Annotated in this window: 22 protein-coding genes and 1 riboswitch; of the genes, 8 read left to right on the forward strand and 14 right to left on the reverse strand. The window is 71.5% G+C overall.

Features of this window, described 5'->3' with window-relative positions; translation table 11 throughout:
* The first annotated feature begins 341 nt into the window (after positions 1-341).
* Positions 342-2,213, forward strand: coding sequence for an AAA family ATPase (locus tag ABXJ52_RS05900; protein ID WP_367039841.1), 1,872 nt, complete (start codon positions 342-344; stop codon positions 2,211-2,213).
* Between the two features lie 27 nt (positions 2,214-2,240).
* Here ABXJ52_RS05900 and ABXJ52_RS05905 read toward each other — a convergent pair whose 3' ends face one another.
* From ABXJ52_RS05905 to ribD, 10 genes are all read right to left on the reverse strand, one after another.
* On the reverse strand, positions 2,241-3,317 hold the full coding sequence (locus ABXJ52_RS05905) for a hemolysin family protein (protein ID WP_367039843.1): 1,077 nt from the start codon (positions 3,315-3,317) through the stop codon (positions 2,241-2,243).
* On the reverse strand, positions 3,314-4,657 hold the full coding sequence (locus ABXJ52_RS05910; protein WP_367039845.1) for a hemolysin family protein: 1,344 nt from the start codon (positions 4,655-4,657) through the stop codon (positions 3,314-3,316). The genes ABXJ52_RS05905 and ABXJ52_RS05910 overlap by 4 nt, the downstream gene beginning before the upstream one ends.
* Before the next feature lie 198 nt (positions 4,658-4,855).
* Entirely contained in the window at positions 4,856-5,302 is a 447-nt protein-coding gene (locus tag ABXJ52_RS05915; RefSeq protein ID WP_367039847.1) for a PH domain-containing protein, read from the reverse strand.
* 21 nt (positions 5,303-5,323) lie between these two features.
* Positions 5,324-6,172: an ATP phosphoribosyltransferase gene (gene hisG, locus ABXJ52_RS05920; protein WP_367039849.1), complete on the reverse strand. Its 849-nt coding sequence runs from the start codon at positions 6,170-6,172 to the stop codon at positions 5,324-5,326.
* Between the two features lie 53 nt (positions 6,173-6,225).
* On the reverse strand, positions 6,226-6,498 hold the full coding sequence (locus tag ABXJ52_RS05925) for a phosphoribosyl-ATP diphosphatase (RefSeq protein ID WP_055564821.1): 273 nt from the start codon (positions 6,496-6,498) through the stop codon (positions 6,226-6,228).
* 35 nt (positions 6,499-6,533) lie between these two features.
* Positions 6,534-7,019, reverse strand: coding sequence for a 6,7-dimethyl-8-ribityllumazine synthase (ribH, locus tag ABXJ52_RS05930; RefSeq protein WP_367039852.1), 486 nt, complete (start codon positions 7,017-7,019; stop codon positions 6,534-6,536).
* Between the two features lie 50 nt (positions 7,020-7,069).
* Positions 7,070-8,371 (reverse strand): bifunctional 3,4-dihydroxy-2-butanone-4-phosphate synthase/GTP cyclohydrolase II, encoded by a 1,302-nt coding sequence (locus tag ABXJ52_RS05935; RefSeq protein WP_367039854.1) that lies wholly within the window; start codon positions 8,369-8,371, stop codon positions 7,070-7,072.
* The gene (locus tag ABXJ52_RS05940; RefSeq protein WP_367048837.1) at positions 8,368-8,955 is read right to left on the reverse strand and encodes a nicotinamide mononucleotide transporter family protein; all 588 of its coding nucleotides are present in this window, start codon (positions 8,953-8,955) and stop codon (positions 8,368-8,370) included. Before ABXJ52_RS05940 ends, ABXJ52_RS05935 begins: the two co-directional genes overlap by 4 nt.
* A 56-nt stretch (positions 8,956-9,011) precedes the next feature.
* Complete coding sequence (locus tag ABXJ52_RS05945; RefSeq protein WP_367039856.1) at positions 9,012-9,653, reverse strand: riboflavin synthase; 642 nt, start codon at positions 9,651-9,653, stop codon at positions 9,012-9,014.
* Position 9,654: 1 nt separating this feature from the next.
* Positions 9,655-10,737 carry a bifunctional diaminohydroxyphosphoribosylaminopyrimidine deaminase/5-amino-6-(5-phosphoribosylamino)uracil reductase RibD gene (gene ribD / locus ABXJ52_RS05950; RefSeq protein ID WP_367048838.1) on the reverse strand — a complete coding sequence of 361 codons (1,083 nt, stop codon included), beginning with the start codon at positions 10,735-10,737 and terminating at the stop codon, positions 9,655-9,657.
* Positions 10,738-10,956: 219 nt separating this feature from the next.
* Positions 10,957-11,087, reverse strand: a riboswitch (FMN riboswitch).
* 141 nt (positions 11,088-11,228) lie between these two features.
* Between ribD and ABXJ52_RS05955 the strand changes: the two genes are divergently transcribed.
* From ABXJ52_RS05955 to ABXJ52_RS05965, 3 genes are all read left to right on the forward strand, one after another.
* Complete coding sequence (locus tag ABXJ52_RS05955; RefSeq protein ID WP_367039857.1) at positions 11,229-12,119, forward strand: RNA polymerase sigma-70 factor; 891 nt, start codon at positions 11,229-11,231, stop codon at positions 12,117-12,119.
* A gap of 67 nt (positions 12,120-12,186) precedes the next feature.
* Complete coding sequence (locus tag ABXJ52_RS05960) at positions 12,187-12,936, forward strand: SDR family oxidoreductase (RefSeq protein ID WP_367039859.1); 750 nt, start codon at positions 12,187-12,189, stop codon at positions 12,934-12,936.
* Positions 12,933-13,367, forward strand: coding sequence for a hypothetical protein (locus ABXJ52_RS05965; RefSeq protein ID WP_367039861.1), 435 nt, complete (start codon positions 12,933-12,935; stop codon positions 13,365-13,367). The genes ABXJ52_RS05960 and ABXJ52_RS05965 overlap by 4 nt, the downstream gene beginning before the upstream one ends.
* On the opposite strand, the gene ABXJ52_RS05970 is transcribed toward ABXJ52_RS05965, so the two are convergent.
* Positions 13,312-14,481, reverse strand: a complete 1,170-nt coding sequence (locus tag ABXJ52_RS05970; protein ID WP_367039863.1) for an ROK family transcriptional regulator — start codon at positions 14,479-14,481, stop codon at positions 13,312-13,314. The genes ABXJ52_RS05965 and ABXJ52_RS05970 overlap by 56 nt on opposite strands.
* A gap of 97 nt (positions 14,482-14,578) precedes the next feature.
* Here ABXJ52_RS05970 and ABXJ52_RS05975 point away from each other — a divergent pair, with 97 nt between their 5' ends.
* The gene (locus tag ABXJ52_RS05975) at positions 14,579-15,772 is read left to right on the forward strand and encodes an MFS transporter (RefSeq protein ID WP_367039865.1); all 1,194 of its coding nucleotides are present in this window, start codon (positions 14,579-14,581) and stop codon (positions 15,770-15,772) included.
* Positions 15,773-15,859: 87 nt separating this feature from the next.
* On the forward strand, positions 15,860-17,275 hold the full coding sequence (locus ABXJ52_RS05980) for a solute carrier family 23 protein (RefSeq protein ID WP_367039867.1): 1,416 nt from the start codon (positions 15,860-15,862) through the stop codon (positions 17,273-17,275).
* Here ABXJ52_RS05980 and ABXJ52_RS05985 read toward each other — a convergent pair.
* The gene (locus ABXJ52_RS05985) at positions 17,254-18,375 is read right to left on the reverse strand and encodes a glycoside hydrolase family 6 protein (RefSeq protein WP_367039869.1); all 1,122 of its coding nucleotides are present in this window, start codon (positions 18,373-18,375) and stop codon (positions 17,254-17,256) included. The two genes, ABXJ52_RS05980 and ABXJ52_RS05985, sit on opposite strands and share 22 nt — an antisense overlap.
* A gap of 231 nt (positions 18,376-18,606) precedes the next feature.
* On the opposite strand from ABXJ52_RS05985, the gene ABXJ52_RS05990 reads away from it, so the two are divergent.
* Positions 18,607-19,311, forward strand: a complete 705-nt coding sequence (locus tag ABXJ52_RS05990) for a DUF5995 family protein (protein ID WP_367039871.1) — start codon at positions 18,607-18,609, stop codon at positions 19,309-19,311.
* A gap of 99 nt (positions 19,312-19,410) precedes the next feature.
* Entirely contained in the window at positions 19,411-20,343 is a 933-nt protein-coding gene (locus ABXJ52_RS05995) for an LLM class F420-dependent oxidoreductase (RefSeq protein WP_367039873.1), read from the forward strand.
* A gap of 101 nt (positions 20,344-20,444) precedes the next feature.
* Here the strand turns inward: ABXJ52_RS05995 and ABXJ52_RS06000 are convergent, their stop codons facing one another.
* Both ABXJ52_RS06000 and ABXJ52_RS06005 read right to left on the reverse strand, forming a co-directional pair.
* Positions 20,445-22,139: an NAD(P)/FAD-dependent oxidoreductase gene (locus ABXJ52_RS06000; protein WP_367039875.1), complete on the reverse strand. Its 1,695-nt coding sequence runs from the start codon at positions 22,137-22,139 to the stop codon at positions 20,445-20,447.
* A gap of 64 nt (positions 22,140-22,203) precedes the next feature.
* Positions 22,204-23,001, reverse strand: coding sequence for a carbon-nitrogen hydrolase family protein (locus ABXJ52_RS06005; RefSeq protein ID WP_367048839.1), 798 nt, complete (start codon positions 22,999-23,001; stop codon positions 22,204-22,206).
* Positions 23,002-23,287: the final 286 nt, after the last annotated feature.

The following is a 23,287-nucleotide window of genomic DNA, read 5'->3' on the forward strand; positions in this document are numbered from 1 at the left end:
AATGTGCGGCCTTTCGGGGTCGCCCGCAGACGCGAAGCCCCCGGTTGTTCCCCCGTGATCGGGGGCTTCGTACTGCCCTCCGAGCGCGCATTCCGGACGCTGCGAGCCGCCTTTCGCTCACCCTCGGTGACGAAGAGGCCCCTCTTCACCTGCCTGATCCCGCGCTGCGGCACCCTACGGCCGAGCGCTCCTCCGCAGGTACGATGCCTTTCGGTGCGACTTACGGACGGCTGCTCCGCGCGCCGGTTCAACGTCCGTCCGCAGCACGGCGGTTCAGCGAAGTTGCCGACGGGCACCGGCCCGGCGGTACACAAACGGGGGCACGGTTTGTGGGGGACGTGATGGACTTCGACGCGGTGGGCTCACCCGCCCCGGCCGACCTCGCCTGGCTGAGGGGCGTCGACGCCTACACGATGGGCGCCTATCCGCAGGCGGAGGAGGAGTTCCGGGCCGCGGTGCGGATGGATCCGGGGATGGCCGACGGCTGGCTCGGACTGCACGCGCTGCGCATCGACACGACGACGGCACTGCTGCGGATGTTCCAGCACCGGGACAGGTTCGGGGAACAGCGCACCCGGCACGGACGCACGCTCAACTCCTGGTACTGGCTGGGCTGGTGGGTGCAGCCCGTCCTGGAGAGCACGCGTGACCTGCTGCTCGCGCACGCCTCGCACTGGCTGGACGGACGTCATGTCCCGGAGCTGGACCGGGCGTTGGCGGGCCTGCCGCCGGTCGACGCGGATCCGCAGGTGCGGTTCCTGCACGCCTGCCGTTCCTATCTGGTCAAGGACTGGGAGCAGTTGGTCCGGCACACGGACTCGCTGATCGACGACGCGATGCTCGGCATCGAGGCGGGCCTCTTCGGAGGCATGGCCCGCGTACGCCTGGAGATGTACGGCCAGGCGGAGCCGCTGCTCTCCGCCGCCCTGATGCGCTGCCGCAGCGAGCAGCCGCAGCGCAAGGAGCTTCGCTACTGGCTGGCCCGCGCGCACGAGGGCACGGGCCGCTCGGCGGCGGCCCTGCCGCTCTACCGCGCGGTGCACCGGGTGGATCCCTCCTTCATGGACACCTCCGCGCGGCTCGCGGCGATCTCCGAGGGCGACGGATACGACGAAGTCACCGACCTGGCGGCGATCGCCCTGACCGGCTTCGGGCAGGACGTGATGGACGGCCCCGACGGGATCGATCCGCTCTTCGGCACCGAGGGCCGCGACCTGAAGGTCACCGAGCCCGAACTGCCGCCCACCGGCGGCCCGTCCGAGACCGAATCGGTGCGCGAGAAGGCCGTGATCCCCATCCAGCCGGGGCTGCAGCAGCTCCCGCCGGGGCCCACCGACCCCGCGCTCCTGGAGGCCGCGCTCGCCGAACTGGAGGGGATGGTCGGCCTCGAACCGGTCAAGCGGCAGGTCAAGGCGCTCTCGGCGCAGTTGAACATGGCGCGCCTGCGGACCGCGCAGGGCCTGCCCGTGCAGCCGCCGAAACGACACTTCGTCTTCTCCGGCCCCTCGGGCACCGGCAAGACCACCGTGGCCCGCATCCTGGGGCGTGCGTTCTACGCGCTCGGCCTGCTCGGCGGCGACCACCTGGTGGAGGCGCAGCGGGCGGACCTGGTCGGCGAGTATCTGGGCCAGACCGCCGTGAAGGCGAACGAACTGATCGACTCGGCGATCGGCGGCGTCCTGTTCGTCGACGAGGCGTACTCCCTGTCCAACTCGGGCTACGGCAAGGGCGACGCGTACGGCGATGAGGCGCTCCAGGTGCTGCTCAAGCGCGCCGAGGACAACCGCGACCACCTGGTCGTGATCCTCGCGGGCTACCCCGAGGGCATGGACCGCCTGCTCGCCGCCAACCCCGGGCTCTCCTCCCGCTTCACGACCCGCGTGGACTTCCCCTCGTACCGCCCCCTGGAGCTCACCTCGATCGGTGAGGTCCTGGCCGCCGACAACGGCGATGTGTGGGACGAGGAGGCGCTCGACGAGCTGCGCTCCATCAGCGGACACGTCGTCGACCAGGCGTGGATCGACGAACTGGGCAACGGCCGCTTCCTGCGCACGCTCTACGAGAAGAGCTGCGCCTACCGCGACCTGCGCCTGACCGGCTATTCCGGCGAACCGAGCCGTGACGACCTGTCGACGCTGCGGCTCCCCGACCTGATGCAGGCCTACGGCGAGGTGCTTTCGGGGCGGGGGCCGCAGAGCCCGCCGGGGATCTGACTCCCCGGGGACCCTGGGCCCCGCCGCTCACACCAGGGCGCCGTCCCTGACCTCCTGAGGCCTGCGCGGCACCGCCACCCGGTGCGCCGGGTCGCGGACCTCGCCCACCAGCAGCTCCAGTACGTCCTCCAGGGCGACCAGGCCGAGCACCTTGCCCGACGCGTCGGCGACCTGTGCCAGATGCGTCGCGGCGCGGCGCATCACCGTCAGGGCATCGTCCAGGGGGAGTTCGGCCCGCAGCGTCGTCATCGGGCGCCAGACCTGCTGCGGCACCGCCCGGTCCGGCTCCATGCCGTCGGTCAGGTCGAGTACGTCCTTCACGTGGAGGTAGCCCATGAAGGCGCCGTTCTCCGCGCGGACCGGGAAACGGGAGTAACCGGTGCGCCCGGTGAGTTCGATGACCTGCGCCGGGGTGGCCCCGGCGCCGACCGTCACCAGCGAGGCCCGGTCGAGCAGGACGTCCGTCACCTGGCGCGAGCCGAGCTCCAGGGCGTCCTCCAGGCGCTCCTGCTCCTCGGGTTCGAGCAGCCCCGCCTGGCCCGAGTCGCCGACGAGGCGGTTGAGCTGCTCGCTGGTGAAGACGGCCTCGACCTCGTCCTTGGGCTCGACCCCGAAGAGCCTGAGCACGACGCGTGCGCACGCCCCGAGCGCCACCGTGACCGGACGGCAGAGGCGGGCGAAGGCGACGAGGCCGGGGCTGAACCAGAGCGCGGTCTTCTCGGGGGCGGCCATCGCGAGGTTCTTCGGGACCATCTCGCCGATGACGAGGTGGAGGAAGACCACCACGGCGAGCGCGATGGCGTACCCGAGCGGATGGATCGCCCCTTCGGGGATGTGCGCCGCCTCGAAGACGGGCTCCAGGAGATGCGCGACGGTGGGCTCGGCGACCGCGCCGAGCGTCAACGAGCAGATAGTGATGCCGAACTGGGCGGCGGCCATCATCTGCGGCAGGTGCTCCAGGCCGTAGAGGACCTGACGGGCCCGCTTGCCGCCCAGCGGTTCGATCTGGCTGCGGCGCACGGAGACGAGCGCGAACTCGGCCCCGACGAAGAAGCCGTTCGCGAGGACGAGGAGCAGGGCGAACAGGAGTTGGATCATGCTCATCGGGCGGCCTCCGCCGCGCTCAGGACTTCCGGAGCCTGCACGGTCCGTACGAGACGGACACGCGCGGCGCGGTAGTGGTCGACCTGGCGCACCGCGAGCCGCCAGCCGGGGAGTTCGGCCCGGTCACCGGGGGCGGGGATACGGCCGAGCAGATCGGCGACGAGCCCCGCCACGGTCTCGTACGGCCCCTCGGGGACGTCGAGTCCGATGCGCTGGAGCGTGTCGACGCGGCAGCTGCCGTCGGCGTCCCACGCGGGGCGGCCGTCCTCGGCCGGCGCCGGGGCGATCTCGGGCAGATCGAGCAGGTCGTGCTCGTCGCGGACCTCGCCGACGAGTTCCTCGACGATGTCCTCCAGGGTGACCACGCCGGCCGTGCCGCCGTACTCGTCGACGACGACGGCTATCGGCTGCTCGCTGCGCAGTTGCTCGAGGAGCTGCCGCACGGGAAGCGTCTCCGGGACCAGGAGCGGCGCCTGCGCGATGCGGCCGACGGGCGCCCGCAGGCGCTCGTGGGCCGGGACCGCGAGGGCGTCCTTGAGGTGCACCATGCCGACGATCTCGTCGATGCGCTCGCGGTAGACGGGGAAGCGTGAGAGCCCGGTGGCGCGGGTCAGGTTCACCACGTCCTCGGCGGTGGCCGACGTCTGCAGCGCGCTGACCTTCACGCGCGGGGTCATGACGTGCTGCGCGGTCAGCTCGCCGAGGGAGAGCGTGCGCACGAACAGGTCCGCGGTGTCCTGTTCGAGGGTGCCCGCCTGGGCCGAGTGCCGGGCGAGGGAGACCAGCTCGCCGGGGGTGCGCGCCGAAGCGAGCTCCTCGGCGGGCTCGACGCCGAACAGCCGCACGAGCCGGTTGGCCGTGGCGTTCAGGAGGGAGATCACGGGCCTCAGGAGCCGCGAGAAAACATACTGCGGACCCGCGACGAACCGTGCGACCTGGAGCGGCTTGGACACCGCCCAGTTCTTGGGCACCAGCTCGCCGATCACCATCTGCACGGCGGACGCCAGGAGCATCCCCACGACCACGGAGACGCTCGGTACGGCGCCTTCCGGGAGGCCGGTCGCCGTGAAGGGGCCCGCGAGCAGATGCGCGAGCGCCGGTTCGGCGAGCATGCCGACCACGAGCGAGGTGATGGTGATGCCGAGCTGGGTGCCGGAGAGCTGGAAGGACAGCTCCTTCAGGGCGTCGACGACCGTACGGGCCCGTCGGTCACCTTCGGCCGCGGCCTTCTCGGCGTCCGGGCGCTCCACGGTGACGAGTCCGAACTCGGCGGCCACGAAGAAGCCGTTGGCGAGAATCAGCAGGAATGCCGCCCCGAGAAGCAGCAGGGAAGTCGTCATGCCGCCGCCTCCCTGGTCTTGCCTGTCCCGGTATGTCGGGAGGGGGCGGCGCATGTACTACAGGACGAACCGTCCATCGCCGGAGGGAGTCACTCCTCGGGTAGCAGGAGCCCCTGTGGACCGGGCGGGCCCGACAGGGGCGGGGCGGCACACCTTGCGTGCCCCGCCACCAGATTAATCAAGACCCGGCCACAAACGTCAGCCCTGCGGCGAGCGGGCCTCGGCGAGGGCACGCAGCGCGCGGGCGTCGCTGATGGCCCGCTGCTTGGCGATGCCCGGCTGGATGCCCATGGCGGGGAGGCTGGTGCCGTCAGTGAGGTTGAGGAAGACCCATGGGTCTCCCGGCCGCAGGTTGACCTGGACGATCTCCGCCCAGGCCAGGCGCCTGCTGGTGGCGATGTTGACGACCGTCACGCCGGACTCGTCGGCGACGACCTTGGGCCTGCCCAGGAGCATCAGGACACCGAGGAGCAGCACACCGGTGAAGATGAAGCTGAGCCGCTCCCCCGGGCTGAGTCCCGGGATGAGCAGGGCGATCACCGTGAGCACCACCAGGATGGCGACGCCCGCGGTGAGCAGGACGGCTCGGGTCCGGCCGGGCCGGAAGGTCACGGGCAGGGCGGGGAGCTCGGGAAGCTCGGACATGAGGCGGGTTCTCCTGCCGGTTCAGAGGCGGCAGGCGTGGATGGCCGTGGTCAGGATGGCCCGCGCCCCGATGGCGTACAGGTCGTCCATGATCCGCTGGGCCTCCTTGGCCGGGACCATGGAGCGGACGGCGACCCAGCCCTCGTTGTGCAGGGGCGAGATCGTCGGCGACTCGAGGCCCGGGGTGAGGGCGACGGCTTGCTCCAGGTGCTCGGCCCGGCAGTCGTAGTCCATCATCACGTACGCGCGGGCGACCAGGACGCCCTGGAGGCGGCGCAGGAACTGCTGGACCTTGGGGTCGTCGGTGCCGGCGCCGGTACGGCGGATGACGACCGCCTCGGACTTCATGATCGGCTCGCCGAACACCTCGAGTCCCGCGTTGCGCAGCGAGGTGCCGGTCTCCACGACGTCCGCGATGACCTGGGCGACGCCCAGCTCGATGGCGGTCTCGACGGCGCCGTCGAGGTGGACGACGGAGGCGTCGATGCCGCTGTCCGCGAGGTGCTTGGCGACGATGCCCTCGTACGAGGTCGCGACGGTCATGCCCGCGAGGTCCGCGATGGTGCTGGCCGTGCCCGGCTTCGCCGCGAAGCGGAAGGTGGAGCGGGCGAAGCCGAGCGGCAGGATCGTCTCGGCGTTGGCGCCGGAGTCGATCAGGAGGTCCTGGCCGGTGATGCCGATGTCGAGCTTGCCGGCCGAGACATAGATCGCGATGTCCTTGGGCCGGAGGTAGAAGAACTCGACCTCGTTGTCCGGGTCGACGAGGACGAGCTCCTTGGACTCCTTGCGCTGCTGGTACCCGGCCTCATGGAGCATCGCCGACGCAGGTCCGGACAGTGAACCCTTGTTGGGAACGGCGATGCGCAGCATGAGGACGGATTCCTTCGCGTTGATGGGGAGTTGGAGACGGTGGGGCGTACGGCTCAGAGGTGGGCGTACACGTCGTCGAGGGAGATGCCGCGGGCGACCATCATCACCTGTACGTGGTAGAGGAGCTGGGAGATCTCCTCGGCCGCGGCTTCCTTGCCCTCGTGCTCGGCGGCCATCCAGACCTCGGCGGCCTCCTCGACGACCTTCTTGCCGATGGCATGGACGCCCTTGTCGACCAGCTCGGCGGTGCGCGACGTGGCGGGGTCGCCGTTGGCGGCCTTGTGCTGGAGCTCGGTGAAGAGCTCCTCGAAAGTCTTCTTGGACATGATGTCGCTTACTTTACGCGGCTCCCCGGCCCCGCTCACCGCCAGGGTTCGGAGATCGTACGCAGCGTGGTCGCGGTGGCCACGGCCGCGGTGACCGCTTCGTGCCCCTTGTCCTCGCGGGAGCCCTCGATGCCCGCCCGGTCCAGGGCCTGCTCCTCGGTGTCGCACGTGAGGACGCCGAAGCCGACGGGGACGCCGGTGTCGATGCTGACCTGGGTCAGGCCCTGGGTGACGCCCTGGCACACGTACTCGAAGTGCGGGGTTCCGCCGCGGATGACGACGCCGAGCGCCACGATCGCGTCGTAGCCGCGTCCGGCGAGGACCTTGGCGACGACCGGCAGCTCGAAGCTGCCGGGTACACGCAGGACGGTCGGCTCGCTGATGCCGAGCTCGTGCAGGGCGCGCAGCGCGCCGTCGACGAGGCCGTCCATGACCTTCTCGTGCCACTGGGCGGCGATCACCGCGACCCGCAGGTCTCCGCAGTTCTTCACACTCAGTTCGGGTGCACCCTTGCCGCTCACGCGCTTCTCCTGGTTGTCGTGTGCCGGTACTTCTCGTAGGCCGGTTCTGCTTACTGGTTGCCGCAGGCGGACACCTCGGGGGTGGTGTCCAGCCAGGGCAGGTCGTGACCCATCCGGTCCCGCTTGGTGCGCAGGTAACGGAGGTTGTGCTCGCCCGCCTGGACCGCCATGGGCTCGCGTCCGGTGACCTTCAGGCCGTGCCGGATCACCGCGTCGGTCTTGTCGGGGTTGTTCGTCATCAGGCGCACGCTGCGGATGCCGAGGTCGTCCAGGATGCGGGCGCCCGCGCCGTAGTCCCTGGCGTCGGCGGGCAGGCCGAGTTCCAGGTTGGCGTCCAGGGTGTCGCTGCCGCGCTCCTGGAGTTCGTAGGCGCGCAGCTTGGAGAGCAGGCCGATGCCGCGCCCTTCGTGGCCGCGGAGGTAGACGACGACGCCGCGGCCCTCGTCCGTGATGCGCCGCATGGACGTCTCCAGCTGCGGGCCGCAGTCGCAGCGCAGCGAGTGGAAGACGTCGCCGGTCAGGCACTCCGAGTGGATGCGGACCAGGACGTCCTCGCCCTCGCCGACCTCACCGTGGACGAGGGCGACGTGCTCGACGCCGTCGACGGTGGAGCGGTAGCCGTACGCCGTGAAGTCGCCGAAGGCGGTGGGCAGGTGGACCTCGGCCTCGCGGCGGACCGTGGGCTCGGAGCTGCTGCGGTAGGCGATCAGGTCCTCGATGGAGATGATCGTCAGGCCGTGCTTGCGGGCGAACGGGATCAGCTCCGGCAGGCGGAGCATCGTGCCGTCCTCGCCCGCGATCTCGACGATCGCGCCTGCCGGGCGCAGGCCCGCGAGGCGGGCCAGGTCGACCGCGGCCTCGGTGTGGCCGTTGCGGACCAGGACGCCGCCGGACTTGGCGCGCAGCGGGAAGATGTGGCCCGGCCGCACGAAGTCGGTGGGCTGGTACGTGCCCGCGGCGAGCATCTGGAGCGTGGTGGCGCGGTCGGCGGCCGAGATGCCGGTGGTGACGCCGTGCGCGCCGCTCGCGTCGACGGAGACGGTGAAGGCCGTCCGCATCGACTCGGTGTTGTTCTCGACCATCTGCGGGAGCTGGAGGCAGTCGAGCTCGTCGCCCTCCATGGGCGCGCAGATCAGGCCGCGGCACTCGCTCATCATGAAGGCGATGATCTCGGGCGTGGCCTTCTCGGCCGCGATGACGAGGTCGCCCTCGTTCTCGCGGTCCTCGTCGTCGACGACCACGACGGGCCGCCCGGCGGCGATGTCGCGGATGGCCGCCTCGACGGGGTCGAGGGCGAGGTCGGAAGCGTCTTCCTCGTGACCCGTGCTGTACCAAACCGGTGCCGCGCTCATGCCGGGGCTCCTTCCATGACGGGCTGCGAGGCCGCGATGCGCGACCGCAGCCACCAGTCGCGCATGCCCCACAGGACGAGCGCGAGGTAGATGACGTACACGAGGCCGGAGAAGGCCAGACCACTGCTGAACGCGAGGGGTACGCCGACCACGTCGACCAGCAGCCAGGCGAACCAGAACTCGACCAGGCCGCGGGCCTGGGCGACCATCGCCGCGAGGGTGCCGACGAAGATGTAGGCGTCGGGCCAGGGGTTCCAGGACAGGTCCGGGACGGCGGAGAACAGGGCGCCGACCACGAGGGTGCCGACGGCCGTGCCGCCGATGAGCACCCCGCGCTCCTTCCAGGTGGCGAACCGGACGGCGATGGAGCCGTCCTGCGCCTGCTGCGTGCCGTTGGTCCACAGCCGCCAGCCCCACAGGGCCACGCCGATGACGAGCAGCTGCTTGCCGACGCCGCCGGAGAGCTGCGCGGAGGCGTAGGCGCCGACGAGGATGACGCCCGAGAGGAACTGGGCAGGCCAGGTCCATATGGAGCGCCGCCAGCCGAGGGCGAGGGCGATCAGGCCGATGGTGTTGCCCACCATGTCGGACCAGATCACGTGCTGCCCGAAGGCCGTGAAGGCTTCGGAGTTGAGCCAGTTCACTGCGTGACCTCCTGAGCGGGAGCGGGAGCGGCGGCGGTTCCGGCGCCGACGCGGTCGCCGAGCATGCGCTCGACGTACTTCGCGATGACGTCGACCTCGAGGTTGACCGGGTCGCCGGGCTGCTTGATGCCGAGCGTGGTCAGGGCGAGGGTGGTGGGGATGAGGCTGATGGTGAAGTAGTCGATCCCGGCCTCGACCACCGTCAGGCTGACGCCGTCGACGGTGATGGAGCCCTTCTCGACGACGTAGCGGGAGAGGTCCGCGGGGAGCGAGATCTTGACGATCTCCCAGTTCTCGGAGGGCTTGCGCTCGACGATCTCGCCGGTGCCGTCCACGTGCCCCTGCACGATGTGGCCACCCAGGCGGTCGCCCACGGCGGTGGGCCGCTCCAGGTTGACCCGCGAGCCCGCCGCGAGCGCGCCGAGGCTGGAGCGGTTCAGGGTCTCGGCCATCACGTCGGCGGTGAACTCCTCGCCCTCGTGCTCCACGACCGTCAGACACACGCCGTTGACCGCGATGGAGTCGCCGTGCTTCGCGCCTTCGGTGACGACGGGGCCACGCACGCGGAAGCGGGACGCGTCGTCCAGGTTCTCGACGGCGGTGATCTCGCCCAGCTCTTCGACGATTCCGGTGAACACTTCAGTGCTCCTTCGCTACGAGGTCTACGGGGGCCACTGGGGCTACGAGGGTCGCGGTGACGCGCAGATCGGGACCGATGCGGACGCTCTCGCTCACGTCGAGCCGCAACGCTTCGGTGATGGTCGTGATTCCGCCGCCGGTGAGGGCCGCGGGGCCCGCGCCGAGCAGGGCGGGGGCCAGATAGGCGATGACGCGGTCGACGGCGCCCGCGGCGACGAAGGCTCCGGCGAGGGTCGGCCCGCCTTCGAGCAGCACGGAACGCACCCCGCGCGCGTGCAGCGCGTCGAGGAGGGCGGGAATGTCCAACCCGCCGTCCACGCGCGGCAGTCGGACCGTCTCCGCATCGCTTTCCGGGGTGACGTTCTCGGCGACCGCGACGAGCGTGGGCGCCGCGTCGTCCAGGACCCGTGCTCCGGGCGTCACCGCGGTGCCGTTCGTGTCGACGACCACGCGCAGCGGTTGTACGGCGCCTTCGATGCCCCGCACGGCGAGGTGCGGGTCGTCGGCGCGCTGGGTGCCGGAGCCGACGACCACCGCGTCGCACTCGGCGCGCAGCCGGTGGACGTCGGCGCGGGCGTCGGCGGAGGTGATCCAGCGGCTGCTGCCGTCGGCGGCGGCGATACGGCCGTCGAGCGTCGCCGCGTACTTCCAGGTGACGTGGGGGCGGCCGAGCCGTACGGAGGTCAGCCAGGCGGCGTTGCCCGCGGCGGCCTCGTCCTCCAACAGGCCCGCCCGCACGTCGACTCCGGCGGTGCGCAGTCGCTGCGCGCCGCCGGTCGCGGCGGGGTTCGGGTCGCCGACGGCGTAGACGACGCGGGCGATCCCGGCGTCGATGAGCGCCTGGGCGCAGGGGCCGGTGCGTCCGGTGTGGTTGCAGGGTTCGAGGGTGACCAGGGCGGTGGCGCCGCGGGCCTTCTCGCCGGCCGCTCGCAGGGCGTGGACCTCGGCGTGCGGGCCGCCCGCGCGCTGGTGGTAGCCCTCGCCGACGATCTCTCCGGAGGCATCGACGATCACGCATCCGACGACCGGGTTGGGACTGGTGGAGCCGAGCCCGAGGGCGGCGAGCGTGATGGCACGGCGCATGGCTGCGAGCTCGTGCTCGTTCACTGCTGCCGCGGGTGCGGTGGCCACCGGGTCCTCCTGCCTCATGGGGCACGGACTCCGGGGCCTGTCGATGACGACAGAATGTACGGACTGCGGCATCGGGAGCGACGCCGGAAAACGAGACCTCTCCCCGGGAAACCCGAAGAGACGGGTATCCCAAAAACAAGCCACTCGGCGACGTGCACGAATGCCCGCCCGCCGCGCACTGCCTCCCATCCGGACTTTCACCGTCGGTCCAGGAGTTTCACCTGGTCAACCGGCCACTGGAGGTGACCGGGTCGCGGACTGTAACCGCCGGTTCGGAATTACACCGACCCCGGAGTGCGCTGCTTTTGGTACGAGGCCAGTGTGCCACGCCTGATCGACGCCCATACGGGCGAACCACTGTGGCCTGGCTCACAGCAGCCTGTGACAGGCATCTGACCGGCGGTGACGACCGCCCTCCGGCGCCGCTCTGGCACGCTGAGCGCGTGACGACCGCAGCACTGACCGATGAGTTCGAGTCCTATCGCCCCCGTATGTTCTCGCTCGCCTATCGCATGCTCTCCTCCGCCCAGGAGGCGGAGGACGCCGTGCAGGACGCGTATCTGCGCTGGAACGGCGCGGACCGGGCGGCGATCGGCCAGCCCGGCGCCTGGCTGGCCAAGGTCGTCACCAACCTCTGCCTCAACAGGCTCACGTCGGCGCGTGCGCGGCGCGAGGAGTACGTGGGGCCCTGGCTCCCGGAGCCGGTCGTCACCTCGGGCGGCACGCTCGGCCCCCTGGAGTCGGCGGAGCAGCGGGACGCGGTGTCCATGGCGCTGCTGATCCTGCTGGAACGGCTCACGCCGGTGGAGCGCGCGGTGTACGTGCTGCGGGAGGCGTTCGCGTACAGCCACCGGGAGATCGCCGGCGTCCTGGACATCGGTGAGGCCAACTGCCGCCAGCTGTACCGCAGGGCGGCGCGGGCCGTGACGGATGAGCGGGCGCGCTTCGACGCGGCGGCGGAGCGGCGTGAGGCGCTCCTTGAGTCGTTCCTCGCGGCGGCCCGCGAGGGGGACCTGGCCGGCCTGGAGAAGATGTTCACGGCGGACGTGACGTGGTGGGGCGACGGCGGCGGCAAGGCCACTGCCGCGCGCAAGCCGGTCGTCGGCCGCGAGAAGGTCCTGCGGTTCGTCGTGGGCGGCATGGAGAAGTTCGCCTCGGCCATGGACCTCTCGTACGCCGAGGTCAACGGCGCGCCCGCGATCGTCGCGCGGACGGCGGGGGCCGTGGTGGGCATCGCGTCGTTCGAGTTCCGTGACGGCCTGGTCAGCGAGGTGTGGGTGATGGTCAATCCCGACAAGCTGGGGTTCGTGGCACGGCAGCTGTCACATTCCTGACGGCTGTCCGGTTCCCAGTCGGTGAGGGACGGCACGGAAGCCGTCCACGCTGCGAAGGAGCCGAGCAATGACCACGATCCTGGTGACCGGCGGCACCGGAACCCTGGGCCGCCCGCTGGCCGAGAAGCTGCGCGCGGGCGGGCACGAGGTGCGCGTACTGAGCCGCCGCTCCCAGCCGTACGCCGTCGACCTGCGCGAGGGCGGCCCCGGACTCGACGCGGCCGTGGCGGGCGCGGACGTGGTCGTGCACTGCGCGACCACGCAGCGCGGCGGTGACGAGGTGTCGGCGGCGCGTCTCGTCGAGGCGGCCAGGCGCGCCGGGGTCCCGCACCTGGTCTACATCTCGATCGTGGGTGTGGACCGCGTGCCGCTCGGCTACTACCGCTCGAAGCTCGCCGTCGAAAGGCTGGTGGAGGAGTCGGGGATCGGCTGGACGGTGCTGCGAACCACGCAGTTCCACGATCTGGTGGCGCGGATCCTGGAGGCCTCGGCGAAGCTGCCGGTGATGCTGCTGCCCGCGGGCGTCAGTGACCAGCCGATCGAGGTCACCGAAGTAGCCGACCGGCTGGCGGAGTTGGCGCTCGCGCCGCCTGCCGGACGCGTCGACGACATGGGCGGCCCGGCGGTGTGCACGTTCACCGAGCTGGCCCGCGCCTATCTGCGGGCGACCGGTCGGCGACGGCCGCTGCTGCCGGTGCGGCTCGCGGGGAAGGCGTACCGCGGCATGCGCGAGGGCGGGCATCTGGCGCCTCGGCAGGCCGTGGGCAAGGGCACGTTCGAGGAGTTCCTCGCGGCGCGGCCGGGCGGGCAGCGGTGAGCGGGCGCGGGGCGGGGGTGCTGCGGGGCGGCCTGCTGACCCTCGCGGCCACTCAAGTCACCGTCGGCTGCTGGCAGTTGTTCGCACCGCACTCCTTCTACGGCGTCCTGTGGGTGTCGGACCTGCCGCCGTACAACGAGCACATGATGCGCGACCTGGGGGCGATGTCCCTGGCCCTCGGGGTGGTCCTCGCGGCGGGTGTGCGCTCGGCGGAGCCGCTGCTGGTGTCCGTCGGGCTCGCCGCGTATCTGACCTTCTCCGTGCCCCATCTGGTGTTCCACTCGGCCCATCTGGAGCAGATGACGGCCGGATCGGCCGCGACGCTGATGGCGCTGCTCGGGGCCGGGGTGATCGCTCCGGCCGCGCTGTTGTGGCTCAGCCTGCGGGGTGGGGGCCAGGTCCGAAGAGATCGTCCTGCGCCGCGTCCCTAGCGGCGAGCAGCGCGCCGCGCAGCACCGCCGAGCCGCCGAACGCGCTCGCGCGCACCTCGGTGTGCAGCGGCGACATGGCGGCGAGGCGGTGCGCCACACGGGCGGCGAGCGCGTCGCCGCCCGCGCGCCCGATCTCGCCGCCGAGGACGACGCAGCCGGGGTCGAGGATCGCGGCCATGGCGGCGGCGCCGACGGCGACGCGGTCGGCGGCGGCGTCGAGGAAGGCGTCGTGGCCGGACTCGACGGCGTGCCGTACGAGATCCGCGGCCTCGCGCCCGGCCGTCAGGCCGTGCTCCACGCCCAGCTCGCGCAGCGCGGCTGCGCAGGCCAGCGAGTGGAAGCCGCCCTCGCAGCCGGTGGCGGAGGGCAGCACGTGGGTGCCGGGCACCGGCAGGAAACCGATCTCGCCGGTGCCGCCGGACGCCCCGCGGCGCAGACTTCCGTCGAGCACGACGGCGGCGCCGACGCCGTCGCCGAGCCACAGGAGGACGAAGGTGTCGCGGTCGTGGGCGGCGCCGTCCCGCTGTTCGGCACGGGCGGCGAGGTTGGTCTCGTTCTCCACGAGGACGCGGGCCGGGAGCCGCTCCTGGAGGGCTCCGGCCAGACGCCGGTGCCAGGCGGGCAGCGAGGTGGTGTCGCGCAGTTCACCGGTGGCGGGGTCGATGAGGCCCGGGGCGCCGATCGCCACGGTGTGCAGCCGCTGGACGCCGCCGTCCCGGGCGGCGCTCTCCACGAGGGTGACGGCTCGCTCGACTGCGGATTCGGTACCGGAGTCGGCGCCGATGGGCGCGGACGCCTCGGCGAGCACGGCGCCGAGCAGGTCGGTGACGACCACGGAGACGCCCCCGGTGCGTACGTCGAGCGCGGCGAGATGCGCCCGGTCGGCGACGATCCCGTACAGCCGGGCGTTGGGGCCGCGACGCTGGGCACCCGCCTCCCCGACGACCGCGATGAGGCCGGAGCCCTGGAGGCGCTCGACGAGGTCGGCGACCGAGGGCCGTGAGAGGCCGGTCAGCTGTTTCAACTGGTTGGCCGTCAGCGGTCCTTCGCGCTGCAGGAGCCCCAGGGCGAGCCGGTCGTTGATGGCCCGGGCGGTGCTCGGTGATGCGGGCATGCCGGGGATCCTTCCATAAAGCCGCTATTTATCAGGCAGGGTTCCTGATAGTTTACGACGCCGTAGCGGGGCACACCTCAGGAGGGGCGGCGAATCGATGAGTGAAGTGACCTACGACGTACGACAGTTGAAGCGGGCGCGGTACGCCGTGGCCGCTGTCTTCTGTGTGCACGGCGCTGTCACCGGCTCCTTCGCGACCCGCGTCCCCTGGATCCAGGAGCACGCCGGCCTCAGCGCCGGTCTCCTCGGCCTCGCCCTCGCCTTCCCCGCGATCGGCGCCTCCGTGGCGATGCCCCTCGCGGGCTGGGTCAGCCATCGCTTCGGCGCCCGGACGGCACTGCGCGGCCTGCTCGCCCTGTGGACGATGTCGCTGATCCTGCCCTCGCTCGCGCCGAACCTCCTGACGCTCTGCTTCGCCCTGTTCGTGTACGGCGCGACGGCGGGCATGTCGGATGTGGCGATGAACGCCCTCGGTGTCGAGGTCGAGACCCGCATGAAGAAGTCGATCATGTCGGGGCTGCACGGCATGTGGAGCGTCGGCGCCCTGATCGGCTCCGCGGCGGGCACGGTCGCCGCCCACCTGGGCTCGGACGCCCGCCTGCACCACGCGCTCGCCGCCGTGGCCCTCACCGTGATCGGCCTCTTCGCCTGCCAGGGTGTGCTCGATCTCCAGGCGGAGCCCGAGGATGTGGCGCCGCCGCGCTTCTCTCTGCCGCCCAAGTCGGCGCTCCTGATCGGCGCGGTCGGTTTCTGTGCGGTCTTCGCGGAGGGCGCGAGCCTGGACTGGTCCGCGGTCTATCTGCGGGACGTCCTGGACAGCTCGGCCGGTGTCGCCGCCGCGTCGACCACCGGCTTCACGCTCACCATGGCGATCGCGCGACTCGCGGGCGACGCGGTGGTGGACCGCTTCGGGGCGGTCCGCACGGTGCGCGTCGGCGGCGTGGTCGCGGCGCTCGGCGGGCTGCTCGTGGTGGTGGCGCCCCATCCGGCGGTCGCCATGGGCGGGTTCGCGCTGCTCGGGCTCGGCATCGCGGTCGTGGTGCCGCTCGCGTTCGCCGCGGCCGGACGCAGCGGCCCGAACCCGAGCCAGGCCATCGCGGGCGTCGCCACCATCACGTACACATCGGGCCTGATCGCCCCGTCCGCGATCGGCACGCTCGCCGACGTGACGAGCCTGGTGGTCTCCTTCGGCCTGGTGACGGTCCTCGCCTGCGGCCTCGCGGTGTTCGCCGGCGTCCTGCGCACCGACGGCCGGAAGGTCACTCCGGTCGCTCCCGCGAAGATCCCGTGAGAACCAGTGGAACTTATGCCGGATTAACATTGCGCTGACTCATTCAGGTCTTGACAAAGTCGGGCGCACAGAAGGCGGAACAGAACCATGGATCTCGGCGTGCGCTGGAGACTGCACGGCGACGGGCGCACCCCCGCTCCCGGAGCAGTCGTCCGTCCCGACGAGCGGCTCTCGTGGCCGCGCACCTTCGGGCTCGGCGCCCAGCACGTGGTCGCCATGTTCGGCGCGTCCTTCGTGGCGCCCGTCCTGATGGGCCTCGACCCGAACCTCGCGATCATGATGTCGGGCGTCGCGACGGTCATCTTCCTGCTCGCCACGCGCGGCCGGGTGCCCAGCTACCTGGGCTGTTCGCTCTCCTTCGTGGGCGTGGCCGCGGTCATCCGCGCGCAGGGCGGTTCATCGGCGACCGTCACGGGCGCGGTCCTCGTGGTCGGCGCCGCGCTGTTCCTCGTGGGCCTCGCCGTCCAGAAGTTCGGGGCGCGGATCATCCACGCCGCGATGCCGCCGATCGTCACCGGCGCCGTCGTCATGCTGATCGGCTTCAACCTCGCGCCGGTCACCGCGTCAACGTACTGGCCGCAGGACCAGTGGACGGCGCTCCTGGTGATGCTGTTCACCGGTCTGGCCGTGGTGTGCCTGCGCGGATTCTGGTCACGCGTCGCGATCTTCCTGGGGCTGGTCTTCGGGTACGCCCTGTCCTGGGTCCTCGACCTGTCCTTCGGCAAGATCCACTCGGCGGACGGCTCGGGCAAGGTCGTCGACCACTGGCGCCTGGACCTCTCCGCGGTCGGCAACGCCGACTGGATCGGTCTGCCGTCCTTCCACGCGCCGAGCTTCGAGTGGTCGGCGATCCTCGTCGCGCTGCCCGTGGTCATCGCGCTGGTCGCCGAGAACGCCGGGCACGTCAAGGCGGTCGGCGAGATGACCGGCGACAACCTGGACGACAAGCTCGGCACGGCGATCTCCGCCGACGGCGCCGCCTCCATGCTCTCCACCGCGGTGGGCGGCCCGCCCAACACGACGTACTCCGAGAACATCGGCGTGATGGCCGCGACCCGCGTCTACTCAACGGCCGCGTACTGGGCCGCCGCGTGCTTCGCCCTGCTCTTCGGCCTCTGCCCCAAGTTCGGCGCGGTCGTGGCGGCCATTCCCGGCGGCGTACTCGGCGGCATCACCGTCATCCTCTACGGCATGATCGGCCTGCTCGGCGCCCAGATCTGGATCAACGCCGGGGTGGATCTGCGCAACCCGCTGAACCTCGTCCCGGCCGCCGCGGGCATCATCATCGGTGTCGGCGGCGTCTCACTGAAGATCACCGACAACTTCGAGCTGAGCGGCATCGCGCTCGGCACGATCGTCGTCATCACCGGCTACCACGTCCTGCGCGCCTTCGCCCCGCCGCACCTCAAGACGCAGGAACCGCTGCTTGACTCGGGCACTTCCACGTACGACGAGGGCGAGGAAGGCCCGGAAGCGGGCTCTCAGCCGCCCGCCAAGTCGTAGGCGTAGCCGGGCGTGAACGTGCCCGGCGCGCCCTTGCAGCCGTCGGACTCGCCCGGCAGTTTGATCCACAGATAGGCGTCGACGCGGGCCCGGCCGGTGCGCAGCGTCGGGCTCGGCCCGAGCCTGCGGCCAGCCGGGTCGCACCACTCGCCGTCCGCCGGGGCGCCGTTGCCGTTGCGGCTCGTGTCGATGACGGCGCCAAGTCCCGGCGGGCCGCCGAGTGCGGACAGGACTTCGCGGGCGTACGCGGCCTCGTCGTCGGTGCGGTGAAAGTTCGAGACGTTGGTGAAGACGCCGTCGGACGACGCGGGGGACGCCGCGCCCGCCGCGCGCAGCCGTCCGGCCTGCTTGGCCGCCGCGTTCCAGCCGGAGTGCCCGGCGTCGTAGTAGACCCTGGCCTTCGGGTTGGCGCTCTTCAGGGTGCGGCCCGCGCGGGCGAGCGAGGCATAGCGTGCGGTGCGCTGCTTCGCCGAGAGGCACTCGGAGAGCGCGATCGCGTCCGGTTCGAGAATGACGATGACCTCGCCCGAGCCGAGGCCCGCCGCGAACTTCCCGATCCACGCGTCGTACGCCGCGAGGTCCGGCGCCCCGCCCTGCGACGCGCCCCCGCAGTCGCGGTCCGGTATCGCGTACGGCACGACGACGGGCACCCTGCTCCCGGCGCTCGACGTCACCGCGCGTACCCGTGAGGTGATGGTCCCCGGCGCGTACTCCGCGAACCACACGGCGGCGGGGCGGTCGGCGATCCGTGACTCGATGAGCGGCCTGCGCGGGTCGCCGCGGTTCGCCCTGACCCAGTCGAGGACCTGGGATTCGCCGTGCCGGTAAAGGGAGTTGGCCTTCGGCGTGACGGGTCTGGGCTTCTTCGGGCGCTGCGTCGAGGGCTTCGGTCCCGGCTTCGGGGCCGCGGAGGACTTCACCGGGGACGGCTTCGCCGGGGGCTTCGAGACGGAGGGGGTCGGCACCGCGGGCAGCGGTTCGAGCGTCGGCGACTTCGTCACCTTCGGGCGCGCCCGGTCCTTGCCGCCGCCCTCGTCCAGGGCGGACACCATTCCGGTGACGGTGCCGACGGCGGCCACGACCGAGGCAGCGGCGACCATGAACCCATGGCGGGCGGCGCTCCTCCGCTCGCCCCGCCGCTCGGCTCGCCGGCCGGCGCGATGTCGTGCGCGGTTGCCTGACACAGTGCGGTTCCTCCCCTCCCCCGTGTCCCCCTGACACGGCGTGCCCGCTCCCCTCCCCAGGGGCACACACGGTCGCCGTTCCCTCGTGCGGGGGAAGCGGCCGGTGCGGTGGCGCTCGGGCCAGCCTAGGACTGGGACCCTGCCACCATGGCGCAGTTGCAGCGGTTGGCGGAGTTCACAGTCTCGGCACACGGGGTCGACGGCGTGGTGGCGCGGATGCGCGCGCTGGGCGCCGGCTTCCCGGCGGGCGACGGGGTCGGGGTCTTCAACCGGGTCTATCTCTCGGTCACCGAGGAGGTCGGCCGGCACGTCGAGCGTGGCCTTTTCCCGGACTCCGGGGCCGCCATCACGCTGGACGTCCTGTTCGCCGAGCGCTACCTGAGAGCGGTCGAGGCGGTGGCGGCCGACCGCAGGCCGCCCGCCTGCTGGCGCCCGCTGTTCCAGCTCCGGCGCCATCCCGGCGTACGACCGCTGCAGTTCGCGCTCGCGGGCATCAACGCGCACATCGGGCACGACCTTCCGCTGGCCGTCATGGACGCGTGTCGTACGCTCGGCTGCGAACCGGCGGACCTGGAGGACGAGTTCGACCGCGTGGGCGACATCCTCGTCTCGCTGGAGGAGAGCATCCGCGAAGAGCTGATGCCGGGTCCCGACCTCTTCCAGATCGCCGATCCGCTCACCCACCTGCTGGGCTCCTGGAGCCTGGAGCGGGCCAGGGACAGCGCCTGGGCGACGGCCCTGACGATGCGGGCGCTGAACCAACTGCCCGCCGTCGCCGACGAGTTCCGGGAGCGTCTCGACGGAGCGGTCGGTCTGGTGGGCCGGATGCTGCTCACGCCCCTGCCGGACTGACCCGGCCACGGTGACCCCATCGCTCTCGCGCAGCCGAGGAACTCCCTGCCGATCGCTGTACGTTGAAGGCAGTGACCCCGGATGCGAAGGAGCACCAGCATGGCCACACGACTCGGGCTCAGCCTCCCGCAGGGCCGGCAGTACAGCATCGGACGTGACGTCCCGGCCGTCGCCCGCGCGGCGGAGGAGATCGGGTACGAGAGCCTGTGGGTCTATGAACGCATCCTCTTCCCCGAGCCCGCGACCCAGGGTCTGTACGGCATCGAGGGCCTGCCCTGGCCGGACACGTACCGCTCGGTGGCCGACCCCCTGGTCACGCTGACCCTTGCCGCGGCCGCCACGGAGCGGGCCCGCCTCGGCACCAGCGTCCTGGTCGCCCCGCTGCACATCCCGTTCCAACTGGCGCGCACGCTGGCCACGTTGGACGCGGCGAGCGGCGGCCGCGTCGTCGCGGGCCTCGGCACGGGCTGGTCCCACGACGAGTACGCGGCTTCGGCGGTGGCCCCCTTCGAGCAGCGCGGCAAGGTCCTGGACGAGGTCATCGACGTCTGCCACGCGGTGTGGGGCCCGGACCCGGTGGCGTACGAAGGGGAGCTGACCACGATCGCGCCCTCGCTGGTCGGCCCCAAACCCGCCCGCCCCATCCCGATCCTGCTGCCCGCGGGCAGCCCGCGCGCCCTGCGCAGGCTCGTCGACCGCGCCGACGGCTGGATGCCGGTGGGCATGGGCGCCGAGAAACTGGCCGAGCAGGCGCAGGCACTGAAGGAACTGGCCGCCGAGCGGGGCCGCACGCGGCCGGTCCAGAGCGTCCTGCGGGCCAACGCGCGGTACACGCCGACCCCGTACGAGGGCGAGAAGCGCGCGCCCTTCCGGGGCAACGTCGAGCAGATCGTCGAGGACCTGGAGGCACACGCGTCCACGGGGGCGGTGGAGGAGATCCTCATCGAACTCGCGGGCGGCACGAGGGACGCGGAGGAGCTGAAGGACCTGGCGGCGGAGGTGTACGAGGCGGCGAGGGCGGCGGGGGTGTAAGACAGCCGCCCCGAAGGGGCGCTTGTCTTAGGGGCGCGGGGAACTGCGCGACCAGCCACAACGGACTGTCAGGTTCCCACGCGCCCCACCCGGAACGGCGGTCAGTCCTCAGGCAGCTCGACGGGAGCAATCTCGTCGTACACGTCCCCCGGACCAGGGTTGGTCGCGTCCGTGGCCCCGCCAAAGTGATGCATGACGCCCCACACGGCGTTCAGGGCGGTCGTGACCGCACCCTCCGCCCACCCCGCCGTCCAGGAGATGTCATCCCCGGCGAGGAAGATCCCCCGCTTGTCCGCCGGCAGGCGATCCTGCATGAAGTGCGTGAACAGGCGCCGCTGGTAGCGGTAGTGGCCCGGCAGGTTGGCCTTGAACGCGCCCATGAAGTAGGGCTCGTTCTCCCACGACACCGTCACCGGGTTGCCGATGATGTGCTTGCGGATGTCGACCTTGGGATAGATCTCGCCGAGCGACTTGAGCATGACTTCCATGCGCTCGTTCGCCGACAGCGGCAGCCACTTCAGGCTGTCGTCGCACCAGGTGTAGGAGAGGCAGATGGTGGCGGGCTTGTCCGGACCGTCGTCGAGCAGGTAAGTCCCGCGCGTCATACGGTCGGTGAGCGTCATCGACATGACGTCACGGCCCGTCTCCTCGTCCTTGTCCAGCCAGAACGGCCGGTCGACGGGCACGAAGAGCTTCGAGGACTCCATGTAGTGGGTCCGCTCCATCGCCGTCCAGTGGTCGATGGGGAAGAGCGTGTCGTCGCACGCGATCTTCGACAGCAGCATCCAGGACTGGGCGGTGAAGATCGCCGCCTGGTAGGTGCGGATGTCGCCCGAGGCGTCGGTGACGGTGACGCGGTTGCCCGCGGTGCGGTCGAGGCGGGTCACTGCGGGCTTCGGCAGGCCACCCTCGTGCAGCGAGCTCAGGGAGGTGCCGAGGTCCCAGTGCACGATCTTCTGCGGCTCGCGGTCCCACATCCGCAGGGGCAACTGCTGGCTGCCGCCGACGATGCCGCGGTGGTGGTCGTCGGCCTCGGTGTAGACGACGCGCAGGATCTCCAGGATGGAGTTCGGGAAGTCGGTGTCCCAGCCGCCCGTGCCGAAGCCGACCTGGCCGAAGATCTCGCGGTGCCGGAAGGACTTGAAGGCCTCGGAGTCGCAGAGGAAACCGTAGAAGGTCTGGTTGTCGAGCTTCTCGACGAGCTTGGACCAGATCTCGCGGATCTTCGGCACGTCGCGCTCGCGCAGGGCGCGGTTCATGTCGGAGAAGTCGGCACCCTCCTCCAGGCAGGAGTTCCAGGCGTTCATCACGTCGCGGTAGACCTGCGGCAGGTCGTCGACGGTCGTCGCGTAGTGGGACTCGCCCTTGAGGTCGACGACCGTCGAGGGGGTGGACTCCGCGAGCGGGTTGGGGAACGCCTGGGTCTTGAGGCCCACGAGGTCGATGTAGTGCTGGAGCGCCGTCGAGGACGGCGGGAAGCGCATCGCGCCCATCTCGGCGGTGAGGTTCTCGTCGCAGCCGTCGAAGCCGACGGTGCGCAGCCGCCCGCCGATCTGGTCGGCCTCGTAGACGACGGGCTTGAGGCCCATCTTCATCAGTTCGTACGCCGCGACGATGCCGGACAGGCCGCCGCCGATGACGGCGACCTCCGTGCCGTGCTCGGTCGCGGGTATCTGGCCGAGGCCGGCCGGGTGCGCGAGGAAGTCGTCGTACGCGTAAGGGAAGTCCGGACCGAACATGGTGATCGGCGGCTGCGCGTCGGTGTGCTGGACGGCGGTGGGCACCGTGGACGTCATGGGGTACGGACTCCTTGCGGGAACGGCAGAACGGCAGAACGGCAGAAGGGGGCAGGGGGGAGGCTCAGGCGGGTCGGACCAGGGACGCGTACATACCCGGGCGGCGGTCGCGCAGATAGGGGTTGGCCTCGCGCGACGCGGCGAGGAAGGCCGGGTCCGCGTCGGCGAACACCAGCTGTTCGTCCCGTCCGGCGCGGGTGCGGGCGACTCCGTCGGGCCCTGCCAGCGTGGAGAGTCCGACGAACTCGAACTCCCCTTCCTTGCCGACCCGGTTGACGTAGGCGACGTACATCTGGTTCTCGAAGGCGCGCACCGGCACGACCGACTCGGCGACGAACTGGAAGGGGTGCATCTGGGCCGTGGGCACGAGCAGCAGGTCGGTGCCCGCGAGGGCGTGCGCGCGGACGTTCTCCGGGAACTCCACGTCGTAGCAGATCATCAGGCCGATCCGCAGACCGCCCAACTCGGCCTGTACGACGGCCTGTTCGCCGGGCGTGAAGTGGTCGCGCTCGAAGCAGCCGAAGAGGTGGGTCTTGCGGTAGTTCGCCAGGCGCGCACCGTCGGGGCCGATCAGCTGGACGGAGTTGAAGACGTGCTCCCCGTCCCGCTCCGGGTAGCCGTAGGCCACCGCGACACCGTGGCGCAGGGCGGTCTCCGCAATCGCGATGGCGGAGGGCCCGTCGGCGGGCTCCGCCAGGCGCGCGACGTCGTCGCCGATGGCGTACCCCGTGAGGTACAGCTCGGGCGCCACGAGCAGCCCGGCCCCCGCTGCGGCCGCACGGCCCGCGGCGTCGTCGAGCGCCTTGAGGTTCTCGGCGACGGAGCCGAGCTGCCCGGAACTCTGGAGCAGGGCGGTGCGCAGCGCAGGCATGGCGGATCCTCGTGGCGTACGAAGGGGCAGGTGGGGTCCGTTAGACGGTACGGTCGGCGGCCATGCCCGGACAAGGCGCGAGCGTTGCGGGCCGCTGCTCGATCTGTTGCGCGTGCGGGGCTCGGGGCGGCGATTCGTTGCGCGGCGGAGTGGGACCGGGGTCGTAGTGGTGTCCGCCGCCGGGAGCAGGGGGCACGGACGCCGTCCCTGCCGCGCGGCGGAGGCGGATTGCCGCCCGCGGCCGGACGTGCCGACGCCCCCTGCCGCGAGACCGTGA

The sequence above is a fragment of the Streptomyces sp. Je 1-332 genome (assembly GCF_040730185.1).
In the GTDB taxonomy this organism is placed as follows: Bacteria; Actinomycetota; Actinomycetes; order Streptomycetales; family Streptomycetaceae; genus Streptomyces.

Coding starts and splice junctions, on each gene's coding strand:
- ABXJ52_RS05985 (WP_367039869.1), bottom strand. CDS start 18,375: ATGGTCGCCGCTGCCTCGGTCGTGGCCGCCGTCGGCACCGTCACCGGA.
- ABXJ52_RS05900 (WP_367039841.1), top strand. CDS start 342: ATGGACTTCGACGCGGTGGGCTCACCCGCCCCGGCCGACCTCGCCTGG.
- ABXJ52_RS05925 (WP_055564821.1), bottom strand. CDS start 6,498: ATGTCCAAGAAGACTTTCGAGGAGCTCTTCACCGAGCTCCAGCACAAG.
- ABXJ52_RS05905 (WP_367039843.1), bottom strand. CDS start 3,317: ATGAGCATGATCCAACTCCTGTTCGCCCTGCTCCTCGTCCTCGCGAAC.
- ABXJ52_RS05940 (WP_367048837.1), bottom strand. CDS start 8,955: ATGGTGGGCAACACCATCGGCCTGATCGCCCTCGCCCTCGGCTGGCGG.
- ABXJ52_RS05975 (WP_367039865.1), top strand. CDS start 14,579: ATGAGTGAAGTGACCTACGACGTACGACAGTTGAAGCGGGCGCGGTAC.
- ribD (WP_367048838.1), bottom strand. CDS start 10,737: ATGCGCCGTGCCATCACGCTCGCCGCCCTCGGGCTCGGCTCCACCAGT.
- hisG (WP_367039849.1), bottom strand. CDS start 6,172: ATGCTGCGCATCGCCGTTCCCAACAAGGGTTCACTGTCCGGACCTGCG.
- ABXJ52_RS06000 (WP_367039875.1), bottom strand. CDS start 22,139: ATGACGTCCACGGTGCCCACCGCCGTCCAGCACACCGACGCGCAGCCG.
- ABXJ52_RS05935 (WP_367039854.1), bottom strand. CDS start 8,371: ATGAGCGCGGCACCGGTTTGGTACAGCACGGGTCACGAGGAAGACGCT.
- ABXJ52_RS05990 (WP_367039871.1), top strand. CDS start 18,607: ATGGCGCAGTTGCAGCGGTTGGCGGAGTTCACAGTCTCGGCACACGGG.
- ABXJ52_RS05960 (WP_367039859.1), top strand. CDS start 12,187: ATGACCACGATCCTGGTGACCGGCGGCACCGGAACCCTGGGCCGCCCG.
- ABXJ52_RS05995 (WP_367039873.1), top strand. CDS start 19,411: ATGGCCACACGACTCGGGCTCAGCCTCCCGCAGGGCCGGCAGTACAGC.
- ABXJ52_RS05915 (WP_367039847.1), bottom strand. CDS start 5,302: ATGTCCGAGCTTCCCGAGCTCCCCGCCCTGCCCGTGACCTTCCGGCCC.
- ABXJ52_RS05970 (WP_367039863.1), bottom strand. CDS start 14,481: ATGCCCGCATCACCGAGCACCGCCCGGGCCATCAACGACCGGCTCGCC.
- ABXJ52_RS05980 (WP_367039867.1), top strand. CDS start 15,860: ATGGATCTCGGCGTGCGCTGGAGACTGCACGGCGACGGGCGCACCCCC.
- ABXJ52_RS05910 (WP_367039845.1), bottom strand. CDS start 4,657: ATGACGACTTCCCTGCTGCTTCTCGGGGCGGCATTCCTGCTGATTCTC.